19 protein-coding genes are annotated in these 20280 nt (G+C 46.1%); 7 read left to right on the top strand and 12 right to left on the bottom strand.

From position 1 onward, the window contains the following. Position 1: 1 nt before the first annotated feature. Entirely contained in the window at positions 2-472 is a 471-nt protein-coding gene (locus NDA03_RS13755) for a hypothetical protein (RefSeq protein WP_348238287.1), read from the bottom strand. An 83-nt stretch (positions 473-555) separates the two neighbouring features. Next, the gene (locus tag NDA03_RS13750) at positions 556-1428 is read right to left on the bottom strand and encodes a sugar kinase (protein ID WP_190674091.1); all 873 of its coding nucleotides are present in this window, start codon (positions 1426-1428) and stop codon (positions 556-558) included. Between the two features lie 241 nt (positions 1429-1669). Between NDA03_RS13750 and NDA03_RS13745 the strand changes: the two genes are divergently transcribed. The 3 genes from NDA03_RS13745 to NDA03_RS13735 all read left to right on the top strand — a co-directional run bounded on the left by NDA03_RS13745 (position 1670) and on the right by NDA03_RS13735 (position 5865). Next, positions 1670-4078: an EAL domain-containing protein gene (locus tag NDA03_RS13745; RefSeq protein WP_348238286.1), complete on the top strand. Its 2409-nt coding sequence runs from the start codon at positions 1670-1672 to the stop codon at positions 4076-4078. Positions 4079-4142: 64 nt separating this feature from the next. Further along, the gene (rsmI, locus tag NDA03_RS13740) at positions 4143-5027 is read left to right on the top strand and encodes a 16S rRNA (cytidine(1402)-2'-O)-methyltransferase (protein ID WP_348238285.1); all 885 of its coding nucleotides are present in this window, start codon (positions 4143-4145) and stop codon (positions 5025-5027) included. Positions 5028-5154: 127 nt separating this feature from the next. Beyond that, on the top strand, positions 5155-5865 hold the full coding sequence (locus NDA03_RS13735) for a DUF3558 domain-containing protein (protein WP_242031285.1): 711 nt from the start codon (positions 5155-5157) through the stop codon (positions 5863-5865). Between the two features lie 300 nt (positions 5866-6165). On the opposite strand, the gene NDA03_RS13730 is transcribed toward NDA03_RS13735, so the two are convergent. Next, positions 6166-7209, bottom strand: a complete 1044-nt coding sequence (locus NDA03_RS13730) for a hypothetical protein (protein WP_190415269.1) — start codon at positions 7207-7209, stop codon at positions 6166-6168. 470 nt (positions 7210-7679) lie between these two features. Between NDA03_RS13730 and NDA03_RS13725 the strand changes: the two genes are divergently transcribed. Continuing rightward, complete coding sequence (locus tag NDA03_RS13725) at positions 7680-8024, top strand: hypothetical protein (RefSeq protein ID WP_190415267.1); 345 nt, start codon at positions 7680-7682, stop codon at positions 8022-8024. A 161-nt stretch (positions 8025-8185) separates the two neighbouring features. Here the strand turns inward: NDA03_RS13725 and NDA03_RS13720 are convergent, their stop codons facing one another. From NDA03_RS13720 to acs, 4 genes are all read right to left on the bottom strand, one after another. Next, positions 8186-9814 (bottom strand): alkaline phosphatase D family protein, encoded by a 1629-nt coding sequence (locus tag NDA03_RS13720; protein ID WP_190525618.1) that lies wholly within the window; start codon positions 9812-9814, stop codon positions 8186-8188. 109 nt (positions 9815-9923) lie between these two features. Beyond that, positions 9924-10847, bottom strand: a complete 924-nt coding sequence (locus NDA03_RS13715) for a nucleoside hydrolase (RefSeq protein WP_348238284.1) — start codon at positions 10845-10847, stop codon at positions 9924-9926. 27 nt (positions 10848-10874) lie between these two features. Continuing rightward, positions 10875-11111, bottom strand: a complete 237-nt coding sequence (locus NDA03_RS13710) for a hypothetical protein (protein WP_348238283.1) — start codon at positions 11109-11111, stop codon at positions 10875-10877. A gap of 191 nt (positions 11112-11302) precedes the next feature. Continuing rightward, positions 11303-13276, bottom strand: coding sequence for an acetate--CoA ligase (acs, locus tag NDA03_RS13705; RefSeq protein WP_348238282.1), 1974 nt, complete (start codon positions 13274-13276; stop codon positions 11303-11305). Between acs and NDA03_RS13700 the strand changes: the two genes are divergently transcribed. Beyond that, complete coding sequence (locus NDA03_RS13700) at positions 13275-13400, top strand: hypothetical protein (protein WP_277877671.1); 126 nt, start codon at positions 13275-13277, stop codon at positions 13398-13400. The two genes, acs and NDA03_RS13700, sit on opposite strands and share 2 nt — an antisense overlap. A gap of 100 nt (positions 13401-13500) precedes the next feature. Here NDA03_RS13700 and NDA03_RS13695 read toward each other — a convergent pair whose 3' ends face one another. From NDA03_RS13695 to NDA03_RS13685, 3 genes are all read right to left on the bottom strand, one after another. Then, positions 13501-15150: a hypothetical protein gene (locus tag NDA03_RS13695; RefSeq protein ID WP_348238281.1), complete on the bottom strand. Its 1650-nt coding sequence runs from the start codon at positions 15148-15150 to the stop codon at positions 13501-13503. Positions 15151-15228: 78 nt separating this feature from the next. Continuing rightward, positions 15229-15372, bottom strand: a complete 144-nt coding sequence (locus NDA03_RS13690) for a hypothetical protein (protein WP_190441179.1) — start codon at positions 15370-15372, stop codon at positions 15229-15231. A 134-nt stretch (positions 15373-15506) separates the two neighbouring features. Beyond that, complete coding sequence (locus NDA03_RS13685) at positions 15507-15710, bottom strand: ChaB family protein (protein ID WP_190415255.1); 204 nt, start codon at positions 15708-15710, stop codon at positions 15507-15509. Positions 15711-15859: 149 nt separating this feature from the next. Between NDA03_RS13685 and NDA03_RS13680 the strand changes: the two genes are divergently transcribed. Beyond that, on the top strand, positions 15860-17131 hold the full coding sequence (locus tag NDA03_RS13680) for an FGGY-family carbohydrate kinase (RefSeq protein ID WP_190415253.1): 1272 nt from the start codon (positions 15860-15862) through the stop codon (positions 17129-17131). Between the two features lie 42 nt (positions 17132-17173). Here NDA03_RS13680 and NDA03_RS13675 read toward each other — a convergent pair whose 3' ends face one another. Then, positions 17174-17734 carry a GNAT family N-acetyltransferase gene (locus tag NDA03_RS13675; RefSeq protein WP_348238280.1) on the bottom strand — a complete coding sequence of 187 codons (561 nt, stop codon included), beginning with the start codon at positions 17732-17734 and terminating at the stop codon, positions 17174-17176. Positions 17735-17783: 49 nt separating this feature from the next. Next, on the bottom strand, positions 17784-20129 hold the full coding sequence (gene pcrA, locus NDA03_RS13670; RefSeq protein WP_348238279.1) for a DNA helicase PcrA: 2346 nt from the start codon (positions 20127-20129) through the stop codon (positions 17784-17786). Between pcrA and NDA03_RS13665 the strand changes: the two genes are divergently transcribed. Continuing rightward, complete coding sequence (locus NDA03_RS13665; protein WP_190674064.1) at positions 20128-20280, top strand: hypothetical protein; 153 nt, start codon at positions 20128-20130, stop codon at positions 20278-20280. The two genes, pcrA and NDA03_RS13665, sit on opposite strands and share 2 nt — an antisense overlap.

Below are 20280 nucleotides of genomic sequence, written 5' to 3'. Positions count from 1 at the left end.
TTTAAGCTTCCTCGGCTGTCGGCACTTGGGTGGAGGCTATCCAGTAGCGGCGACAACTCCACAGCAGCGCAGCGCCAACCGCTATGTAAATTAAACCCCTCACTTCAAAACTAACACCCGCACGACGTAATCCGATACCAATGGTCATCATTGCCACAATTAAAGCAATAGTTTTGACTCCAAACATTTGGAAAATACTCTTAAACGGGTTTGGTTCCTGTAGCATTTCTACTCGATTAATGACGCGATTTGCAGTGCGATCGAGAATCAGTTTCCCTTTAATTAGACCCAGGCTAAGCGCTGCTGCACCCCACCCCAAATGCTGTCCATCTAACAATCCCAAATAAGGGAATTTAAACCAGAATACTAACCCCATGCTAAAAAGCCCTAAGCCTACTAGCGTCCAGAGGCTACCAGCAATCCAAAGATGTTGTCTGCGGGTCAAACCGCTTTGTTTATAAGTGCTTTCCATTTCTGAGAGTTTCTGTCCTAAGCCAGTTGAGTTATTATATGCTGCCGGTTCCCTCTCCCAAGTTTAAGATTGGTTAATTCTGATTACTTTGGTGCTGTTTTCTGCATCCATCGACGAGTGCCAAAAAATTGACAGGAATGAGAGGCAATTTTTGCCGCCGATGCGATCGCATCGGCAAAACTTTTCCGTAGGATATAGTTACAAAAGGCACCGTGAAAAATGTCCCCAGCACCCATCGTATCAACGGGATTTATTTGGGGAACTTCTATCGATCCGCTTGTACCCTGCGAAAGATATTGGATAGGTTTCTCTCCGCCAGTGATAGCGATGTGAGGAATCCCTAGTGTGGATAGATAAGAAAGAACTTCCTGCTGTGCGCGATCGCAACTTGGGGGATGAAAATTTTCCGAACAAATGGCGTAATCTACAAAGGGCAATATTCTTTCAAATCCAGGCTTCCAACTGCCGCCATCTATGACAACGGGGATCTGATTTTCTTTAGCTAATCGGGCAATTTTCTCGCCAACTGCCATTTGGTGCCCATCAATGAGTACAATATCAGTTTCCTGTAAAATATTGAGGGGCAGACATTCACCGCTAACTTGTGTTTTCGTCGCATTGATCGAGATTGCCGCGCGCTCGCCTGTTGCCTGAGTCGTGATAATAGAAGATACCGGCGGAGGTTCAGATTGGCTAGGTGACAGGTCTATCAGCGTCACTGAGTGACTGTCCAAATCAGTCCGGATCAGGCAATTAATTGGATGAATACCAACTATACCTAAAAGACTTGCTCGATTGCCCAAATAACTAAAAGTCACGGCTGCATTGGTCGCAGGGCCTCCTGCCGCCACCGTATAGTCAGATGCAACAATTTTCTGATTTTGTTCGGGTAGACCCGTCGTTAAATACACCAGGTCTAAGGTAACTAATCCTACAAAAAGTCCCTGAAAAGCCATTGATTATTTTTCCTGTTCCGACTGACCCAATTCTCTACGGACAAGTGGGTTAAATGCTAGTTGCTAAAATTATTACCGACAACGATTAACACATAAAAATTAACTCAAAAGTTTATCTAGAAAGCCAATTAATTGTGAAATGCAGCAAATTTTTTGGGCATCCTAAAAGTAGCGGGAACCTTTGTTGAACATCCTTGCAGATTAATCAAACCTACCGCTAATCCTTAAGGATTCACGACTAATGCTGCAATTTTTAAAAAATTTAATCTCTCCAAATTGGTTTATTCCCCACGGGCGCGGCTATCTCTGGCAACCAGGGTTAGTCTCGCTGCATATTGTGGCAGATGCGTTGATTGCGATCGCCTATTACTCGATTTCCCTCGCCTTGCTCTATTTCATCCACCAACGACAGGATTTGCCCTTCCGAAGGATATTTTTCCTGTTTGGAGCTTTCATTGTTTCCTGTGGCACGACCCACCTGATGGAAATCTGGACGCTCTGGCATCCAGCTTATTGGCTTTCGGGTGCCGTCAAAGTGATTACTGCTATCATTTCCAGTTACACAGCTGTCGAACTGATTCGTTTGATTCCCAAAGCACTGGCAATTCCCAGTCAGGCACAACTAGAAGCAACGAACCAAAAACTCAGTCAGGAAGTCATCGAACGCCAGCAAGCAGAAGCAGCATTGCGGCATAGCGAAGCTCGCTTTCGCTCAATTTTTGAGGGAGCAGGCATGGGAATCGCGATCGTAGACATGGAAGGTCATGTCGTGACAACGAATCCGGCACTCCAACGGATGCTGGGTTGCAAAGAGGATAATTTGCCGGCAGGATATATTCAAGAAGATACCACTCCAAACGAAGTGGGTTGGGATCGTTACATTAACTTACTCGCCGGAAAATATGACTATTCTCAGATGGCGAAGCGTTATCTGGGAAAGGATGGACATCTGATTTGGGGTCGCGATTGCTATCAAATGGAGCAGCGTTACCTGGGAAAAAATGGGCAGATGTTGTGGTGCAACATTACTGTTTCCCAAGTGCGGGACGCTGAGGGCAAACCGCAATTTGGCATTCGCCTGGTGGAAGATATCACCGCCCGCAAGAAAGCAGAGGCAGCACTCAAACAGTACCAAGAACATCTAGAAAAAGTGGTGGGAGAACGAACTGCCGAACTCACCAAAGTCAACGAAAAACTCTCCTGGCAAGCAAACCACGATCCACTGACGGGAATCGCCAACCGTTACGAATTTGAGCAACGTTTGCAAGAAGCGGTGTCAAATACCAGAATGCAAAACCAAGAACACACGCTTTGCTATCTGGATCTCGATCGGTTCAAGATTGTTAACGATACTTGCGGTCATGTTGCTGGCGATGAATTATTGCGTCAAATCAGTAGTTTGTTGCAAAGCCGGGTGCGGAGAACTGATGTTCTGGCACGATTGGGCGGTGATGAATTCGCCGTGCTGCTGTACCAATGTCCGACAGATGAAGCATTACGAGTTGCTCAGTCGCTCTTGGAGACCATTCAGGAGTTTCGATTTGCGTGGCAGGATAAAACTTTTACGGTCGGTGTCAGTATTGGTGTCGTGACATTTGACGCCAATTCTTCCAGTTTGTCGGGCGTTGTTAGTGCTGCCGATGCAGCTTGCTATGAAGCTAAAAATCGGGGACGGAATCGCGTGTATGTCTACCAAGCTGACGATCAAAAACTGGCGCAGCAGCACAATGAAGTGCAATGGTTGAGCCGATTGAATCAAGCGATCGCGCAAAGCGGGTCTGTGAAGCTTTTGGCTACTCCTGAAAATACGTTACCAGCCAAGAATCAATTCTGCTTGTACTACCAACCGATTGCCCCTTTGAATGCCGAACTAACCACCGGCGAACATTACGAAGTTCTGCTGCGTTTCGTGGATGACAGAGGCGAGTTGATCCCGCCAATGGCATTTCTCCCCGCCGCTGAGCGATACAACCTAATGCCTGCAATAGACCGCTGGGTGATCCGTACCTTCTTGGCGATGCTTCACCAATCAGAAATTCAGAATTTAGAACCCCAATTTCAGAATTTTGCATCTTACCCTAGGGGAAGGATTCGCAACTCCTTCGTTGCTGGTGCTAGCAATGTTGCCACTTCGCCTCCGCTAACACCCTACATCCTTCCTCCTTCATCTTTTCCCCTGTATACTATCAATCTCTCTGGTGCTACCGTTAATGACGACCAGTTTATAGAATTCCTTAAAGAGCAGTTTTCTGTCTATAAAATCCCCCCACAGATGATCTGCTTTGAGATTACTGAAAGTGTTGCGATTGCAAATTTGAGTAAAGTCTCAGGGTTAATTAAGGAAGTTAAAGCTTTAGGGTGTCGTTTTGCTTTAGATGGTTTTGGCAGCGGGATGTCCTCGTTTGCTTATCTCAAATATCTGCCACTAGATTACTTAAAAATTGATGGAAGTTTTGTCAAAGATATTGCCGATGACCCAATTCATTTGGCACTGGTGGAAGCGATTAACCGCGTTGGGCACGTCATGGGTCTGAAAACAATTGCTGAGTTTGTCACGAATGACTCGATTTTAGAGAAGGTAAAATTTTTAGGAATAGATTATGCCCAAGGTTATGTCATCGCCAAACCCCAGCCACTAGAATTCAATTAAAAATGTAAAATTAAAAAGGAAATTGTTCTTTTTTAATTTTACTTGTTAATTTTTAATTGATTTGATGCAAACTGAGCCAAAATTGGGGACACTTTACATCGTCGGGACACCGATAGGCAACCTGGAAGATATGACCTTTCGGGCAGTGCGAATTTTGCAAACGGTGGACGCGATCGCAGCCGAGGATACGCGCCACACGGGGAAGCTGTTGCAGCACTTTCAAATTAAAACTCCCCAGTGGAGTTACCACGAACACAACCAGCAGCAGCGGATTCCAGAGTTGTTGGAACAACTCAAAATCGGGAAAGCGATCGCACTTGTCACCGATGCCGGAATGCCGGGAATCTCCGATCCAGGCTACGAACTGGTGAAAGCTTGTATCGAAGCAGCCATTTCCGTCGTTCCCATCCCTGGTTGTACTGCCGTCACGACTGCCTTAAGTGCCGCCGGACTCCCCCCAGACAAATTTGTGTTTGAAGGCTTTTTACCCGCAAAAGGTCAAGAACGGCAAGAACGTTTGGAAGCTTTACAAAGCGAAAGCCGTACGATTGTATTTTACGAAGCTCCTCATCGGTTGCGACAAACACTGCAAGACTTAGGGGCTGTATTGGGACTCAGCCGCCAAATTGTACTGGCGCGGGAGTTAACCAAGTTGCACGAGGAATTTTGGCGGGGCACCATTAGGGAAGGAAGCGATCGCTATGCCACCCGCGAACCCCAAGGAGAATTTACCCTCGTCGTTGCCGGTGCCGAGTTAACGATGCCAATGCTGTCGGAAGAGGCGCTAAAAGCCGAGTTACAACATCTCCTGCAAGCAGGAATCTCGCGATCGCAAGCCAGTCGCCAGTTAGCAAAAGCCACCTCTTTTTCCCGCCGCCACCTCTATCAGTTAGCGCTAGAAATTCCGGCTGAAGCTCTAACTGAGGAGAAAGAAGTAGATGAACCCTAAAATTAGTTATTAGCCTTTAGTTCTTAGTTAGTAGCAACATAAGCACTAAGGGCTAAGGAAAAATGACAATTACTCATTACCTCATCTCAATAACAGACTCGATACATAATTGCGTTAGGTTTAGCCCGTGAAAGCTCGATTTTTTCTCTCTAGTTCCTTGCTTTTGCTCATGACACTCGTGGGTTGTAGCACGGCGACGCCGCCAACTCCACAAGCATCCGTTTCACCTACCAGCACAGCGACACCCCAGACAGTACAAGGGTCGCCTAGTCCCACCCCGGCTACAGAATCTCCAAGCCCTAGCCCAGTTTCGGAAACAATTTCTGAAAGCCAAAAAATTTCAGCCACAGGGATTGGCCCGGCTAAGCTGGGAATGACTTTAGGCGAACTCAAAAAAGAGCTGGGTTCAAAAGCTGAATTTAAGGTGCAGTCGCCTTACATCGTGGATTTTGATGCGATCGCTGTCAGCCAAAATGGAAAGGTGCAATATTACATCCTCTACCCAGCCGGGAACCCCTTAGCTGATTCGGGCAAAATCGATGCTTTAGTAACCGAAAATTCCGACTATAAAACTGAAAAAGGAGTCGGTCCCGGAACCTCTCTCAAACAAGCAGAGGCAGCCTACGGAGACGCCACCTTGTCTTACAACCTTGACAATGAAGGCAGAGAATACGTCCGGTTTGCTAATCAACCAGCTAAGAGTATCTCCTTCCGTCTTGGAAATGCTAATGATGCAAGCTTGATAGGAGTTTATTCTTCAAAATCAGGATCGGGCGGATTGTCTGAGACAAAGCAATTTAAAGACGCTGCCTCTATTCGCTCAGTTGAAGTGAATTGATAAAGGAACTGCGTTTTAGATTTTCGAGTTCGCAATCCAAATTGTGAACTCCTTAGGGTTATTCCATCTCTGCCAGTAGGCACTTCCAAAAATTTATTTGTGGCGACCTTTAGGCGAAAGGGTATCGATATTCTCCCTCATCGCTTTTCAATCTATGCAAGACCCACATCTCTTGAAATCTGGTAGGGTTGCAGCTAAAGGATTGTGAAACTTATCGGTAATACATAAGCTTTTCGGAAAGCTTAGAAGGTTATGAGTAGTCATTCGTTAAGAATGACTACTCACTAATTACTCATCACCTCAGCCGCCCTGAAACACTTCCAAAGAAAACATTTCCGTCATCGTCCGTAAATAAGGTAACAAGATTGCCATATCATCAGCGCTCAGATGGGAGTGCATTGCCCAACCCATTGCCTGAAGCATATCTTGCACCAATCTCCAGCTCACATTTAAGCGAGGATATAACATCACGCATAAAGGAAACAGTTCTCGCTGTACGGAGCAGATATCATGTTCCAAAACGCATAAACACAGATAAACCTGAAACATCTCAGCATCGCGAATGCTAGCGGTTCTGACGACTGCTTCGCTCAGAGATCCGCTGTAAGTGCGATGGTTGGAATGTAAGCGGCAAACCTGATTACAAACCGTTTCGGCAATTTTGCTACTAATCGGTAGAAGATGCTGAACTGCGGCTAAAACTGGAGAATCATAATTATAGTTAGCCGCTGCTGAGTAGGCAGCTCGTAGCGGCATATACATATGATCGTCCATCATTTTTAAGTACGGCATCCACAGCGCTTTCTCTGGCGGCGAAAGCCACTCCAGTAACATCTGACCTGTGTAATGAAACTGCATACTTACAAAGCCGATGGCACGGGGATCGACGTTAGTGTATTTGTCGCGTACCTGCCCAAAGTCACTACCTGCAATCACTGACACCCGTTGTGCTGTAGCTCGCTCAGCATAACCATTCAAAACTTTTTGAAATAAGTAGCGAGTATCGGCAGCAATTTCTAATGGATTGATTAAGTCTGGGTTGATGCCATGACGCCGAATCTCTTCCGATAACAGCGTTTCTGTCTTAGTCCAGGCTCTAGCACTCGCCAAAGTCAGGTTTTGCATTAGCTTGTTCGCTGTGCAAGCTCGACCTTCCTTGGACGTTACTTCTTTTAAAAATTCATTTTGTCTTAGATGCTCGGTATCATAGTCCACTGTAACTGCACGATAGTATTTTCGTGCCCACAGTGCTGCCAGAGAATGAACATTCGATTTTGATGAGTTGCGGATTGCAACGTGAGGAGACTGAACTTTAGCCGGAGCAGATGCTAATGAGGGAGTCATCACAAAATCCAAAATTGTTAAAAAAAGGGAAATTTAGCCATCCAAGGCAATTCAGCCAAGGTTTCTCAATCTGGAAAAATCAAGCTAACACATAGTAGGGTTATCCGGGTCTGTTGCCAAAAATACAAAACTTGAAAATGGTTTTGTATTTTACCAACTTTTTACAAAAGTTATACAAATTCTTTAATTAAGATTGAGTATTCAGTATTTTTACTGATTTCTGACAATCGGAGAACAAATATTTACGAATGTTAACTTAAATCAACGATTCTCATAAATTTGCTGATTTATTTGTCCAGCGGAGGGTTCTACACGCTTTCTTCACTCTGGCTAGCTATTATGTAGTGTTACATTTAAGTAATTTCCTCTACCGGAAGTTACAACCTGAGATAAGAGTTCGGTAAAACTAAGGGTTGCGGTACTGACTCGGCTGCATACAATAACTTTAGTTAGAAACCATAGCCAAAATTATGACTAGACTCTTCATCAAATTAATAGGATTCATCCTGCTTCTGGCTGGAGTTTACTTTTTAGGTAAAAATATTATTTTTGCTAGTCACTACTTCCCTTACTATTGGCGGAACTTACCAGCAATGGGTTCCGTTTTAGCCATTATGGGCGGTGTGATTTGTCTGATGTTTTTTAGAAGAGAAACGGGCACCTTTGGGGCATTTTTGTTGGGTTTAGGAATTGTGCTAGTTTTTATGAGCGGTGGCGTTATTTTAAGACAAACTAGCCTCTGGAACTTCTTTGTCGGATTTGCTGCTTTGGCTGGCGGCTACAAATTGCTCAATGAGGGAAGAATTACTTTTTAAGTTAAGCCGCTTGTTACCGAATCGTCTATTTATGAGTAGAGACGCAATTAATCGCGTCTCTAGTGTTTTATATTGCTGTAATGATTCGTTTTGAGAAGATTTGAGTTTAGCTAGTGAGTGAGTCCCAAAAAAAAGATGCTGAAAGCGATCGCGCTTATTTTCTAATTCTTAGAATTAACGATAAACTCACTAATAATAATGGGCGTCCGGCTGATAATAGTGCTGGGATTTGCTGTTAGTTGCTCTAAGGAATAGGGTTCAATTCCATAGGTTATTACGCGCAATTGTTGCGTGGAGGCATCTACTTCAAACTCAGTCCAGCCATAGACATGAGCCGCCACATAGCTACCTTTAAGCAGGGTAGCATCAATTCCCGAACCTTCCAGCCCTAGAGGATTGTAGCCGAAGGGGATAAGACGGGCATCCACTAAATTTTTGACAAATTCATCCTTCTCGTGGATAGTTGGCAGAGCCTCATAAGCAGCTTTTTCCTCTGACGTGAGGCTGGAAAATCTTACGCTAGTAGGCCCAAACGGCTCATAGAATGCCACCGGACTCGTCATAATGTCAAAGGCATCAACCGGGATCTGAACCCCATCGGGAGACTCTTGATAGGTGAGATTGTTCACCGCTGTGCCATGAAAATCAGCAGAGATAAACACAACATTTTTGATGCAATTTTCTTTAATAAAACGCAGCAGTTGGGTGCGTTCTGCTGCAAAACCTTCATAGCGGTCGTTGGCAACGGGGATGCCCAAATTTTGGATGGGTTCGGGAATCAAAATAAACTTCCAGGTAATGCAGTTATTTTGGGCATCTAGCAAATCCCGTTGTAAGTCCGTAAGTTGTTGTTGACCTAAGAACGTGCGATTTGGCTCAAAAGAACGAGTTAAAAACTCTTTTTCTTGTTCTTTAGTAGGGTTAAAAGAAAGCGGCAAATTAGCATCGCGGAAAGAGCGGGTATCTAGGATGAAAACAGCCGCGTCGCTGCCATAGGTGTTGTAGCGATAAAGCTTGCGCTTATTTGTCGTGCGTTCTTCGCCCGTTTCCCCATAAAATTCATCGCGTAGAGGATGGTATTCCTGAAATGCTTGTAGAGCATTTTTAAACAGTTCGGTATTGTTAATTAACTCGCCACCTGTGCCGAAGCGCACATTCCGATGAGAGGATGCTGGTGCGCCCCCTGCAAAATTATCATCAACTTCGTGGTCATCAATTGTAGCGAGGATGGAAGTAGAGGCGCGAAGATCCGCCCATGTATTTAACCCCAAACGGGCGGAATAAACTTCGTTGAACTTGATGCGAAACTCGTCAAGGGTAGAAGCGGGTCTGTCTAAATCCGGCGTCTTCAGGTCAGCGTAAGCAGTATCACCATGTGCAACAAAGAACTCTAGTTGACGTTCTGGTACATTAGCGATCGCTGGGTAGGGTGCTAAATCGCCGTGCCAGTCCCCCGCCACCCCGAACCGCAAACCAGCAGGAGTCCCCAACTCAGCGGCGGTACGGAACTGACCACCAGCACACGTTCCAGCAGCGTCGGTGACTCGATAATAATAAGTTGTCCTAGGCTTTAAGTTAGTTAACTCTACCTTTACAGGTTGGTTGGAATCGGTAACTAAGCCGCTGGCAGTGCCAAGAATGGTGCAGAAGTTCGGGTGAATTGAGTATTCAAAGAAAACTGTCCCTTTGGCGGTGCTGCGTGTCCACAAAACGGTTGAGGTTTGTGTTGTATCCCCAGAAGCAACGCCATTAGGTAAGGTAGATAGACTCAAATCAATAGAGGTAAACATAGATGTTTCCGAACGAGAATCTGATATATATTTTTTCTTCTCTTTAGGAAAGCCCCGTTCCGGAAACCCTCTATTTTTATTTACTTTCAGAAACTTGGAATGATTTTCCTTAACGCGCCCATTGCTGCAAAATGTAATCGTAGAATCGCTCCTTATCTACCTTTTGCATCACCCGAATTTTCCTCGCACCTGGTTCCACTTTGGTTCGTCCTTGACTGATGCCAGTAGCCACAATTATTGTCTCCTCTTCTCGCACTTCATAAAACTCCGGATGAGCAAGGTAAGCCGTCGCTAAAATATCCCAAAAATAATAATCTTGAGGAATCACCAGCGCATAACATTGCCCTGCTAAATCGGAAATAGGATAACGCCGCTGTTTACCTAATTGGCGCACTACTTCTGAAGTCACCGGCACATTGTTAGTCAGGTCTAATGGGCAAAGTACGATGGGGATTGATGTTTGCCAAACTCGATTTGCTGAGATGGGGTCCCAGTAGACATTCCATTCAGCCGAACCATCTTGTCCTGGTTCGATATCGCGGCTAACGTTACCCGGAACATTCAACGCACCTCCCATCCAAACAATTTTCTCGATTTTCCCTTCAATCTCCGGTGCCATATCCAGTGCAGTGGCTACTGTTGTCAAAGGGCCAGTTACCATCAGTGTGACGGGTGCGGGTGCAGCTTGGAGCGATCGCACCATAAATTTCTGACCCGATTCTGGCACTAGCGGTGTCTGAATTGTTTCTCGTTCGTTAAGAATTGGGAGATGATCGACAACAAACGAATCGCGGCGAAATAGTCGCGGAAATGGATTAATCCCCCGCACTGTACTTTCTGCCACTGGCACTTCTGAACGTCCCATCAAATCTAGAATTTTGCGCGTAGCACTCACGGCTGGCTGAATATAGCAATCTGCTGGCGTGACAACGATGCCGAGTGGCTGAACGTCATCCATCGTCATCACCAGCATCGTGGCGAGATAATCATCAACACCGCCATCGTGATCCATGAGTACCAGTTGTTTGGACATAAATCTCTGCCTGAATTAGGGTCAGAATCAGATACAACGCATTGTGCTAACATCGGTGATTCTCCCCTCTGAAGTGGAGTTAAAGATAGCGATCGCATCTTCTGTTGCACATGGGTAAGACAACAAATATCTATCACCATTCTCAGAGATAACACTTGTTTGAGCCAGCACTACAGGGGATATGCTGATTCCCGCAAGGATGCCGATACTGATGCAGATAAGGGGTTGAATAAATGCTGACTTCCAGTGGCTTTTTAGCTTCATAAGAAGCTATGCCAAAATAGCCTATTTTCAAAATAGTTGAATTGTAGAGTGGGCAATGTCTGCCAACACTTTTTTAAACGCAAAGGTACGCTAAGGAAATCGCAGAGGTTCGCAGAGAATTTCCTTGGCAAACGTTTGGGGTAGGGACGGGTTTAAAACCTGCCCTACTGCGTACCTTTGCGTTAAAAAAATTACGCTTCTTCTCGGAGTTTATCCAAGACGCCACGATCCTCTAGCGTAGAGGTGTCGCCAGACACTTCTTGACCGGAGGCGAGATTTCGCAATAATCGACGCATAATCTTACCCGAACGAGTTTTGGGTAAGGAGTCGGTGAAGCGGATTTCGCCGGGACGCGCGATCGCACCTATCTCCGCGACAACGTGTTTTTTGAGTTCTTTGCTCAGTTCTTCACTGGGACTATGCGTACCTTCTAAAGTTACAAAAGCTACTACTTCTTCACCTTTGAGTTCATCCGGCTTACCCACGACCGCAGCTTCAGCGACCGCAGGATGAGAAACTAAAGCGGATTCAACTTCCATCGTCCCTAAGCGGTGTCCTGACACATTCAACACATCGTCAACCCTTCCCATCACCCAAAAATAACCATCTTCATCGCGTCTGGCACCATCTCCAGCAAAGTAGACATACTGCCCATCTTTGGGGGGGATGTGTTCCCAGTAGGTGCGGCGGAAGCGGTCTGGATCGCCGTAGACGGTTCGCATCATCCCAGGCCAAGGATGCTTAACGACCAGATATCCACCTTCGTTGTTGGGGACTGGGTTACCTTCCAAATCCACAATATCAGCGAGGATTCCAGGGAAGGGTAGGGTAGCAGAACCAGGTTTGGTGGGAATTGCCCCAGGTAGCGGCGTAATCATAATGCCAGCCGTCTCAGTTTGCCACCAGGTATCGACAATCGGACACTTTTCGCTACCAATTACGCGGTGATACCACATCCACGCCTCCGGGTTAATTGGTTCGCCTACGGTTCCCAGCAATCGCAGAGAAGAGAGATTTCTGGCGTTGGGTAAGTCTTCGCCCATCTTGATGAAAGCGCGAATTGCAGTCGGTGCGGTATAAAAAACGTTGACACCGTGTTTTTCAATGACATCCCAAAAACAACCGGGATTCGAGGCACGCGGCGCACCTTCGTACATTACGGTGGTGGCACCGTTGGACAAGGGGCCATACACAATGTAGCTATGACCAGTAATCCAGCCTACGTCAGCGGTACACCAATAGACATCGGTATCTTGAAGGTCAAAGATCCACTTGGTGGTCATGTGGGTGTAGAGATTGTAACCAGCAGTGGTATGCACAACGCCTTTCGGTTTGCCTGTACTGCCGCTGGTGTATAAAATGAACAGCAAATCTTCGCTATCCATCGGTTCGGCGGGACAATCGGCGGAGATATTCTTTTGCATCTCATGCCACCAATGGTCGCGTCCGCCTGTCTGCATATAAATTTCTTGTCCAGTGCGCTTGACAACTAGGACGTTTTGGACGCTGGGGACAGCGCCATCAGCTAAAGCTTTATCAACTTGATCTTTAAGGGGAACGATCGCATCTTTGCGCCAACCGCCATCAGCCGTGACAACTACTTTGGCTTGTCCATCGATTAAGCGATCGCGCAAGGCTTCGGCACTGAAACCGCCAAAAACAACGCTGTGGGCTGCACCAATTCTGGCACAAGCTAACATCGCGATCGCGGCTTCCGGAATCATCGGCATATAAATCCCGACGCGATCGCCTTTTTCCACACCCAGCTGCTTCAGGACATTGGCAAATTGACAAACTTCCCGATGCAACTGGGCATAAGTCAGGGTGCGCGAGTCGCCCGGTTCCCCTTCCCAAATCAAAGCGGCTTTGTTCTTGCGCCAAGTAGTTAAGTGTCTATCCAGGCAATTGTAGGAAATATTTGTTTTACCACCCACAAACCACTTGGCAAAAGGCGGTTGCCAATCCAGCACCGTATCCCACTTCTGGAACCAGTGCAACTCTTGTTCTGCAAGTTCTGCCCAAAACTTCTGCGGATCGGCTTTGGCGCGGTCATAAAGTTGCTGGTATTCCTCCAGGCTTTTAATATGTGCCTTTTGTGAAAATTCAGCCGGTGGCTGGAATAAGCGTTTTTCTTGAAGGATGGATTCTATTGTGGGCTGAGACATGATGATTGCTGTAATCGGCGTTGTTACTCAAAACCATTCTGGAGGTAGATCCGACCAAAAGTGTTGTGAGTTTCGTAAAGAAAAGCAAACTGTCCTCAGCCCCCACTCTGCGATCGCTACTTAAGATACATCTAACCCCCTAATCCCCTTCCTTACAAGGGAAGGAGGACAATTGAAAGCTCTCCCATTCTGGAGAGAGGTTGGGGAGAGGTGACAAGAATTACCTATACAAACGGGATTGGCAGCCCATTTTCGGGAATTCTATCCAGTTCGATCCGGAAAGTCCCCTCAAACCCGGTTTCTCTGACATCAAACTGCCAGCCGCCGTTCACCTTCTGCATCTCCTCCTGCGGCGAAGGCTGGAAGCCTTCCCGCATAAACTGCTCATCGGCATGGAGGTAGAGTTTCAGGTTGGGCTGTAGATTGGTTGGTAGCAAGGCACGGACGTAGTACTGCTTGTTGAAAATCTTGTTGTCCGAGAACCCAAAGCCATAAAGATCGCGTTCGCCAATATAAAATTCTACGCGCAACACCATATCTTTGGCACTGAGGCTCTTTTTCGTGTCGAGGTATCCTTGCCAGATGAGTTTGTTAGTATCTGCCCAAGGAAAACCGAGACTCTGATTGGCTTCCGAAAAGTTAACATTTTTGTCAAGTGGATCAACTTGACTAAAGGGGCCATAGCAATTTTCGGCATCTTTACTTTGATGGAAAAGCTCGAAATCTACACCCCGCGGCTTGATAGAAACGCCCAGAAAAAATTCGCTCTTGCCGAAGAAATCCTTACCACGAGTAACTTTTCCCTTCACCAAGCGCAGACGCGATCGCACGTTCCCAAAAAAGAAGCGGGTTGCCACTTCAAACGCTTCTCGTGAAGTAATCAGCGAGTCGTCACCCCCGTGGCACTTGTGAACGAAAGTGCGCGGTGTTCCGGGGATTTGCGCCGAAGTTTGTTTGACTAAACCATCGCTGCGATTGTAGTTTGCCCCATACTCGCCCTCTAAAGAGAAGGCGCGATTTAACCGGGATGCGATCGCGGTGTCGTAGCTACGGTAGTTCGTTCCAACCACTGTCAGCAGTCGTTCTGCGGGAAAATAGTTGTGAAAATTAACGAAAGCCGCATCATTTCTAGGGTCTTTTTGAAAATCAGGATTAAAATGCTTTAACTCATCTTCCGCACTAATATTGATCCAATTTTTGAGAATTTGGAAACTGATGCCTTGGTGCGGCGTACCGAGGGTGACAATTTTGTTAATGTAATTCTCTGCCTTCTGTTGCTTCGAGGTTGGATAAGTGCGTTGAACTGCCTCGCGTGCGATGAGTCCACCCATTGAATGGGCAATGATATTCACCTTGGGCTTAAAGCCTTCCTTTTGGACTGTAAGTTCCCGAATAAAGTCGATCAAGCGAACCAGTGCTTCACCATACACGTTGAATTTTCGCTCGTCCAAGTCGTAGTAACGAAATACCCAGAGAGTTTGCCAGGGTTGCTCAACCGTTTCCAGCAGATGTAGCGCCATGCCGGGGTCGATAATGATCTTATTGCCAGAAAAATAGCCCAACTCCTTCAAGCGCATAAATTTTTCCACGACATCCTTATCTGTGGAGCGCTTCAGTTTCTCCGGTAGCAGCGGTTCGTAGGCATAAGTTTTACCGTAGTACCCGACGACGTTAGTGGTGTCTTGGTACTTCCAGTTCGACTTCATAAACCGCAGAATTAGCCCCTCGTAGATGTAGTTTTCACCTTGTTTTTGAGGGTAAACGGTACCAACATTAAATCTCTGGTAGGTGTCTTTTTTCTCGTCGGCAACGTCGAGTCCACCAAAACCTCGAATTAAAATGATTGGTTGGGGACTTCTTGTGGGTTCAGACATTGTGACCTCTGTACTTGGGGTATGAAGCACTATTGTCTACCCATTGGAGGAACCAGACTCCAGAGTTGTTTGCAGATGTTAATAAGCGCGATCGCAGTGGAAAGAGATGCGATCGCGTTTGCATGAAGTGCTGTTCGTTGCTTCTTGAGCAGCAGCTTCGGCTTGAGCTGTTGTCACTTCCGCTTGAGCGGCTTCAGCTGGCTCTTCAGGAGGAGATCGCATCGATAAACCAGTTAATGTTATTTTCTACACAGCGCTCGCAAACATGAGAGAGCGAGCGCGCATTGCGCCCATTTACCTGGAAAAAGCTCCCTATAAGCTCCATTCAGGCAAACCTGATTTTATTGTTGTCATATCTATTCCGGCTTTTTATGCCAGTTCCCATCATCTCCCTTTTCGTAATCGCGCTTTACCGCACTCCAAGCAACCTTGAAGGCAGTTTCTTCCTCTGTATACTCTTCGTTAGCCTTGTTAAAGGCAGCGAGAAAAATTTCTTGGGCGTGCTTGGGTAGGTGATTTTTTACCGAATCTGGTAATTCGTCAGTTTGTTTATAAGGCATAAATTTAATCACCTGATTCATGTAATACTAACTTGCAATTTTAAAATTTTAAAATCCTATCTCTAAAGACCTATTTTCTAATTTAATTAACTAGAGATAGCAAATAAAATAACTTGAGTCTCTCTAGAACCTGAATCAATAATCTCATTATGAACCTCTACCTTGGCATTGATTTTGGCACCTCTGGCGCACGAGCCGTCGCAATTCACGCGGATGGGACGATCCAAGCTGAGGCGGAATATCCCTTTGAGGGAGTGGCATTGGCTGCAAGCTGGGAGAAAGCTTTGTTTTCCTTGATTGAGCAAATCCCTTTGGAAGTACGCGGGGAAATTAAAGCGATCGCTATCGATGGAACTTCTTCCACAGTGCTGCTGTGCGATGACGCTGGTAAACCTGTTACTGAACCTATCCTCTATAACGATGCGCGAGGGGTGGAAGTCATGGCGCAGTTGCAGGAAATTGCGCCCCCAAACCACACGGTATTAAGCGCTACCTCCAGCCTCGCCAAACTTTTATGGTTGCTTCAAAATTCAGAGCAGGTACAAGGGTCTACTCCTATAATTCAAAATTATTACTTCCTTCATCAGGCAGATTGGCTGGCATTTTTATTACATGGAAAACTGGGCATAAGTGACTATCAAAATTGTTTAAAATTAGGCTACGATGTTGAAAATTCATGTTATCCAGAATGGTTAGTAAATCTCAAGTTACCCGTTCATCTTCCTGAAGTTATTGCCCCAGGGACACCTGTTGCTGAATTAAAACCTGAAATTGCTACTAACTTGGGATTACCCAAAGATTGCGTAGTGTGTGCTGGAACCACTGATAGTATTGCGGCTTTTCTCGCTAGCGGTGCAAAGTCTCCCGGTGAAGCGAGTACCTCCCTCGGTTCAACGCTAGTGCTGAAGCTGTTAAGTCGCACTCGCGTAGATGATGCAAAATACGGAATTTACAGCCATCGTTTGGGCGATTTGTGGTTAGTCGGCGGTGCTTCTAATACTGGCGGTGCTGTGCTGCGAAAATTCTTCACCGATGCTGAATTAGAAAGCCTCAGCAGTCAGATTGATGCAGAAAAAGAAAGTTTGCTGGATTATTATCCGTTGTTAAAAAAAGGCGATCGCTTCCCGATTAACGACCCCCATCTATCGCCGCGACTGGAACCGCGTCCAGATAACCCAGTAGAATTTCTACACGGTTTGCTCGAAAGTATCGCCCGTATTGAAGCACGAGGGTATCAACTTTTACAACAACTCGGTAGCACTCCTCTAACTCGCATTTATACGGCTGGAGGCGGTGCGAAAAATCCCACTTGGACAACAATTCGCGCCCGTCATCTGCAAGTGCCAATTGTTCCGCCAATGCACGCAGCCGCTGCTTATGGTTCGGCGTTATTAGCTATGCGCGGACTCAATATCAAGTGAGAATTCCTCTCCTAGTATCTAGAGACGCGATATATCGTGTCTCTACGTTTCCTTTACAAATTTGTACATCAATACACTATCGATATACTTTCCAGATGCTAATTTCATATCTTTGGGACATCTTCCTTCTTCTTGAAAACCGAATTTTTTGTAGAGAGCGATCGCACTGCGATTTGTAGAGAACACTGCAAGAGTCACCTTTTCTATCAGCGGCTCATTCGCTGCCCAATCAAGCAGTTCTTGCAGCAAAAACGATCCGATGCCTTTTCCTCTCCATTCTCTGTCAACAAAAATGGAGAGTATCCCGCTATGAGAGGTACGTCTTCGGTTTCCGTTTTCAAATTCAATGAATCCTACAACTGTGTTGTCAATCTCAGCCACCAAGTAAAGTTGTCCTGGTTGCTGAGAATGCTGTTCAATTGTTTCTTTTTCCTCCGATTTGGTTAAGTTAAATTCCTCAGCCTCAGTCACCATATACTTGCCTTCCTGAGCGACTGAAAATTGAAGCTCGACGAGAGCTTTTGCATCCTCAATCAAGGCACTCCGGACTGTAACAACATCTCCAGTTTTCGAGTGGTATTCCTTTGGGGCGATTTTACTCACGACTCAATCAATTGTTTTGAGTTTTGAATGAATCAGCTCTCCTGACTGTTTATTCCGCTCGTTGCAGTTGGGCAATCTTAGGATCGATGATTTTTATACCGATGCCAGGAAATCTCACGGCGAGAGTTATTTTGTTTCCTTGCCCGAAAATGTTAGTAATTTGACCGACACCAAAGGCTTTGTGGAGGACGCGATCGCTCACGCTCCAATTCTGCCCTAGACTGCTGGCACCATTGGATGTTTGTCTCGGAGATGTTGACGCCATACCAGCGCGACTATTAGCAGTTGCCTTGGGTAAATTACTACTCAGCAAATCTGCGGGTAACTCCTTGAGAAACTGAGAATGAATGGCTGGTTCGCGGGAACCCCAGAGGCGACGTTCGCGGGCATGGGTGAGATAGAGTCGTTCTTGAGCGCGGGTGATGCCCACATAACAGAGGCGGCGTTCTTCTTCCAGCTGCGCCGGATCGTTGAGAGTCCGAGTATGAGGAAGCAATCCTTGCTCCATTCCTACTAAAAAGACGACTGGAAATTCTAGTCCTTTGGCAGAGTGCAACGTCATCAGCGACAAGCGCGATCGCTCTTCTTTCACATCATCCAAATCAGAAGATAGGGAAGCACTTGCGAGAAAACCCTCTAAGCTTGAATCTTCGTTTTCTTCCTCAAATTGCAGAACAGCGTTTTTGAGTTCGAGGACGTTTTCCAATCGGTTTTGCGATTCGTCGGTGCCTTGATTTTTCAAATCCTGAATATAACCAGAATCTTGCATCACTCCCTGCACGATTTCCGAAGCTGGCAGCGTGTCCAATTGTAGCTGCCAGTGGCAAATCATCTGCACAAAGCTGTTGATAGACTTCGCCGCACGTCCAGCTAACGTCTTGACTGAGGTTTCATCTTTGAGGATTTCCCACATTGATACGCCTAATTCTTGGGCGACATCCGAGATCGCATCCAAGGTTGCTTTGCCAATACCGCGACGCGGAGTATTAATGATTCGCGACAAACTCAGCGCATCTGCTGGATTCACAATTAGCCGCAGATACGCGATCGCATCTTTAATTTCTTTGCGGTCGTAAAATTTTAAACCCCCAACAATGTTGTAGGGAACACCCGCACGCACCAAGCACTCTTCAAAAGCACGAGATTGAGCATTCGTGCGGTAGAGAATAGCAAAACTCCCCCAGTCTAACTCTGGATCTTTATGTTTCAGGTTGCGAATTTGATGCACGACGAACTCAGCTTCTGTAATCTCGTTGTCGGCTTTGTGACAAAAAATTTGTTCGCCTGCCCCGCGTGTCGCTTTGAGAATTTTATCAATCCGCTGAGTGTTATTTTCAATGAGTTTATTTGCCGCTTGGAGAATATTTTCCCTAGAGCGATAATTTTCCTCCAGCTTCACCATCGTCCGCGTATCGTCATCCGGCAAACCATCCCCAAAGTTTTCTTGAAATTCCAGCAAGATGGTGAAATCTGCCATGCGGAAAGAGTAAATAGATTGATCCGCATCACCGACGACAAAAACTGAGCGATTTTTCCAATCCCACTCATTCTTTCTAGTTTCTCCATTCGTCGTCAGCAGGCGAATCAAATCGTACTGAATCCGGTTTGTATCTTGATATTCATCTACCAAAATGTGACCAAATTTTCGATGCCAGTAACCTAAGACTTGCTCGTTTTGTTGAAATAGCTTTACCGGAATCGCAATTAGATCATCGAAGTCAAGCGCGTTATTTTCTGCCAGTCTATCTTGGTATTTGCTGTAAACTTCCGAGATTACCCGTCCGCGATAGTTCGCCTGTTCCGCCTCAAATTCTTTGGGGGAAAATCCCTGATTCTTGGCGTTGCTGATGGCATAACGAACCGAACGCGGCTCAAACTTTTTCTCATCCAGGTTCATTTGTTTGGTGACAATCTCTTTCACCAAACTTTGAGCGTCGGATTCATCAAATATTGAAAAATTGCGGCTCCACTTACGTCCTCTTTCGTCTTGATATTTTTCGATATCGTATCGAAGGATACGAGAGAACAGACTGTGGAAAGTCCCAATCCATAAGTCTTTGATGTAAATTTTGTAAACGCGCGATCGCAATCTTGTCTGTTCATCCGCTGGTAACGCTGTCAGCGGCTTCCCATATTCTTTTTCAGCAAGCTGTTCGGCAAACAGCTTTTCCATCCGCTGCTTCATCTCCCGTGCGGCTTTGTTGGTAAAAGTCACCGCCAGGATATTTTCCGGATCGACCCGGTGCTTCAAAATGAGATTGGCAATTCGATAAGTCAGCGCCCTCGTTTTGCCGGAACCAGCACCGGCAACAACCAGCAAAGGCCCGCAGAAATGCTCGACAGCGCGACGCTGGGAGGGGTTGAGGTGGCTAAGGAAGTCAGTAGTGGTGGTCATGGTTCAACTGGAGGGATGCGACGCAAGAGCGTATTTTAGCAAGGCTATCCCATACTACCTAACCTGGTTGACCACCATTGCCGTCCCTCCCTTAAGAGAGTGCGATCGCCCAGCATTAACTTTATCATCCCGAATGTGCCACTACGGGTAA

Origin of the sequence: Trichocoleus sp. Lan, assembly GCF_039961855.1 — a bacterium.
Lineage (GTDB): Bacteria > Cyanobacteriota > Cyanobacteriia > Cyanobacteriales > FACHB-T130 > FACHB-T130.
Note: the sequence above shows the minus strand (reverse complement) of the source record. Positions and strands in the feature narration are given on the sequence as shown.

Bases quoted from the DNA above. Each gene is read 5' to 3' on its own strand.
- NDA03_RS13715 (WP_348238284.1), bottom strand. From the start codon at position 10,847: ATGTCCAAACAACTGGTACTCATGGATCACGATGGCGGTGTTGATGAT.
- NDA03_RS13720 (WP_190525618.1), bottom strand. From the start codon at position 9,814: ATGTTTACCTCTATTGATTTGAGTCTATCTACCTTACCTAATGGCGTT.
- NDA03_RS13665 (WP_190674064.1), top strand. From the start codon at position 20,128: ATGGTTCAACTGGAGGGATGCGACGCAAGAGCGTATTTTAGCAAGGCT.
- NDA03_RS13725 (WP_190415267.1), top strand. From the start codon at position 7,680: ATGACTAGACTCTTCATCAAATTAATAGGATTCATCCTGCTTCTGGCT.
- NDA03_RS13745 (WP_348238286.1), top strand. From the start codon at position 1,670: ATGCTGCAATTTTTAAAAAATTTAATCTCTCCAAATTGGTTTATTCCC.
- NDA03_RS13755 (WP_348238287.1), bottom strand. From the start codon at position 472: ATGGAAAGCACTTATAAACAAAGCGGTTTGACCCGCAGACAACATCTT.
- NDA03_RS13685 (WP_190415255.1), bottom strand. From the start codon at position 15,710: ATGCCTTATAAACAAACTGACGAATTACCAGATTCGGTAAAAAATCAC.
- NDA03_RS13680 (WP_190415253.1), top strand. From the start codon at position 15,860: ATGAACCTCTACCTTGGCATTGATTTTGGCACCTCTGGCGCACGAGCC.
- acs (WP_348238282.1), bottom strand. From the start codon at position 13,276: ATGTCTCAGCCCACAATAGAATCCATCCTTCAAGAAAAACGCTTATTC.
- NDA03_RS13695 (WP_348238281.1), bottom strand. From the start codon at position 15,150: ATGTCTGAACCCACAAGAAGTCCCCAACCAATCATTTTAATTCGAGGT.
- NDA03_RS13730 (WP_190415269.1), bottom strand. From the start codon at position 7,209: ATGACTCCCTCATTAGCATCTGCTCCGGCTAAAGTTCAGTCTCCTCAC.
- NDA03_RS13710 (WP_348238283.1), bottom strand. From the start codon at position 11,111: ATGAAGCTAAAAAGCCACTGGAAGTCAGCATTTATTCAACCCCTTATC.
- NDA03_RS13690 (WP_190441179.1), bottom strand. From the start codon at position 15,372: ATGCGATCTCCTCCTGAAGAGCCAGCTGAAGCCGCTCAAGCGGAAGTG.
- NDA03_RS13750 (WP_190674091.1), bottom strand. From the start codon at position 1,428: ATGGCTTTTCAGGGACTTTTTGTAGGATTAGTTACCTTAGACCTGGTG.
- rsmI (WP_348238285.1), top strand. From the start codon at position 4,143: ATGCAAACTGAGCCAAAATTGGGGACACTTTACATCGTCGGGACACCG.
- pcrA (WP_348238279.1), bottom strand. From the start codon at position 20,129: ATGACCACCACTACTGACTTCCTTAGCCACCTCAACCCCTCCCAGCGT.
- NDA03_RS13700 (WP_277877671.1), top strand. From the start codon at position 13,275: ATGATGATTGCTGTAATCGGCGTTGTTACTCAAAACCATTCTGGAGGT.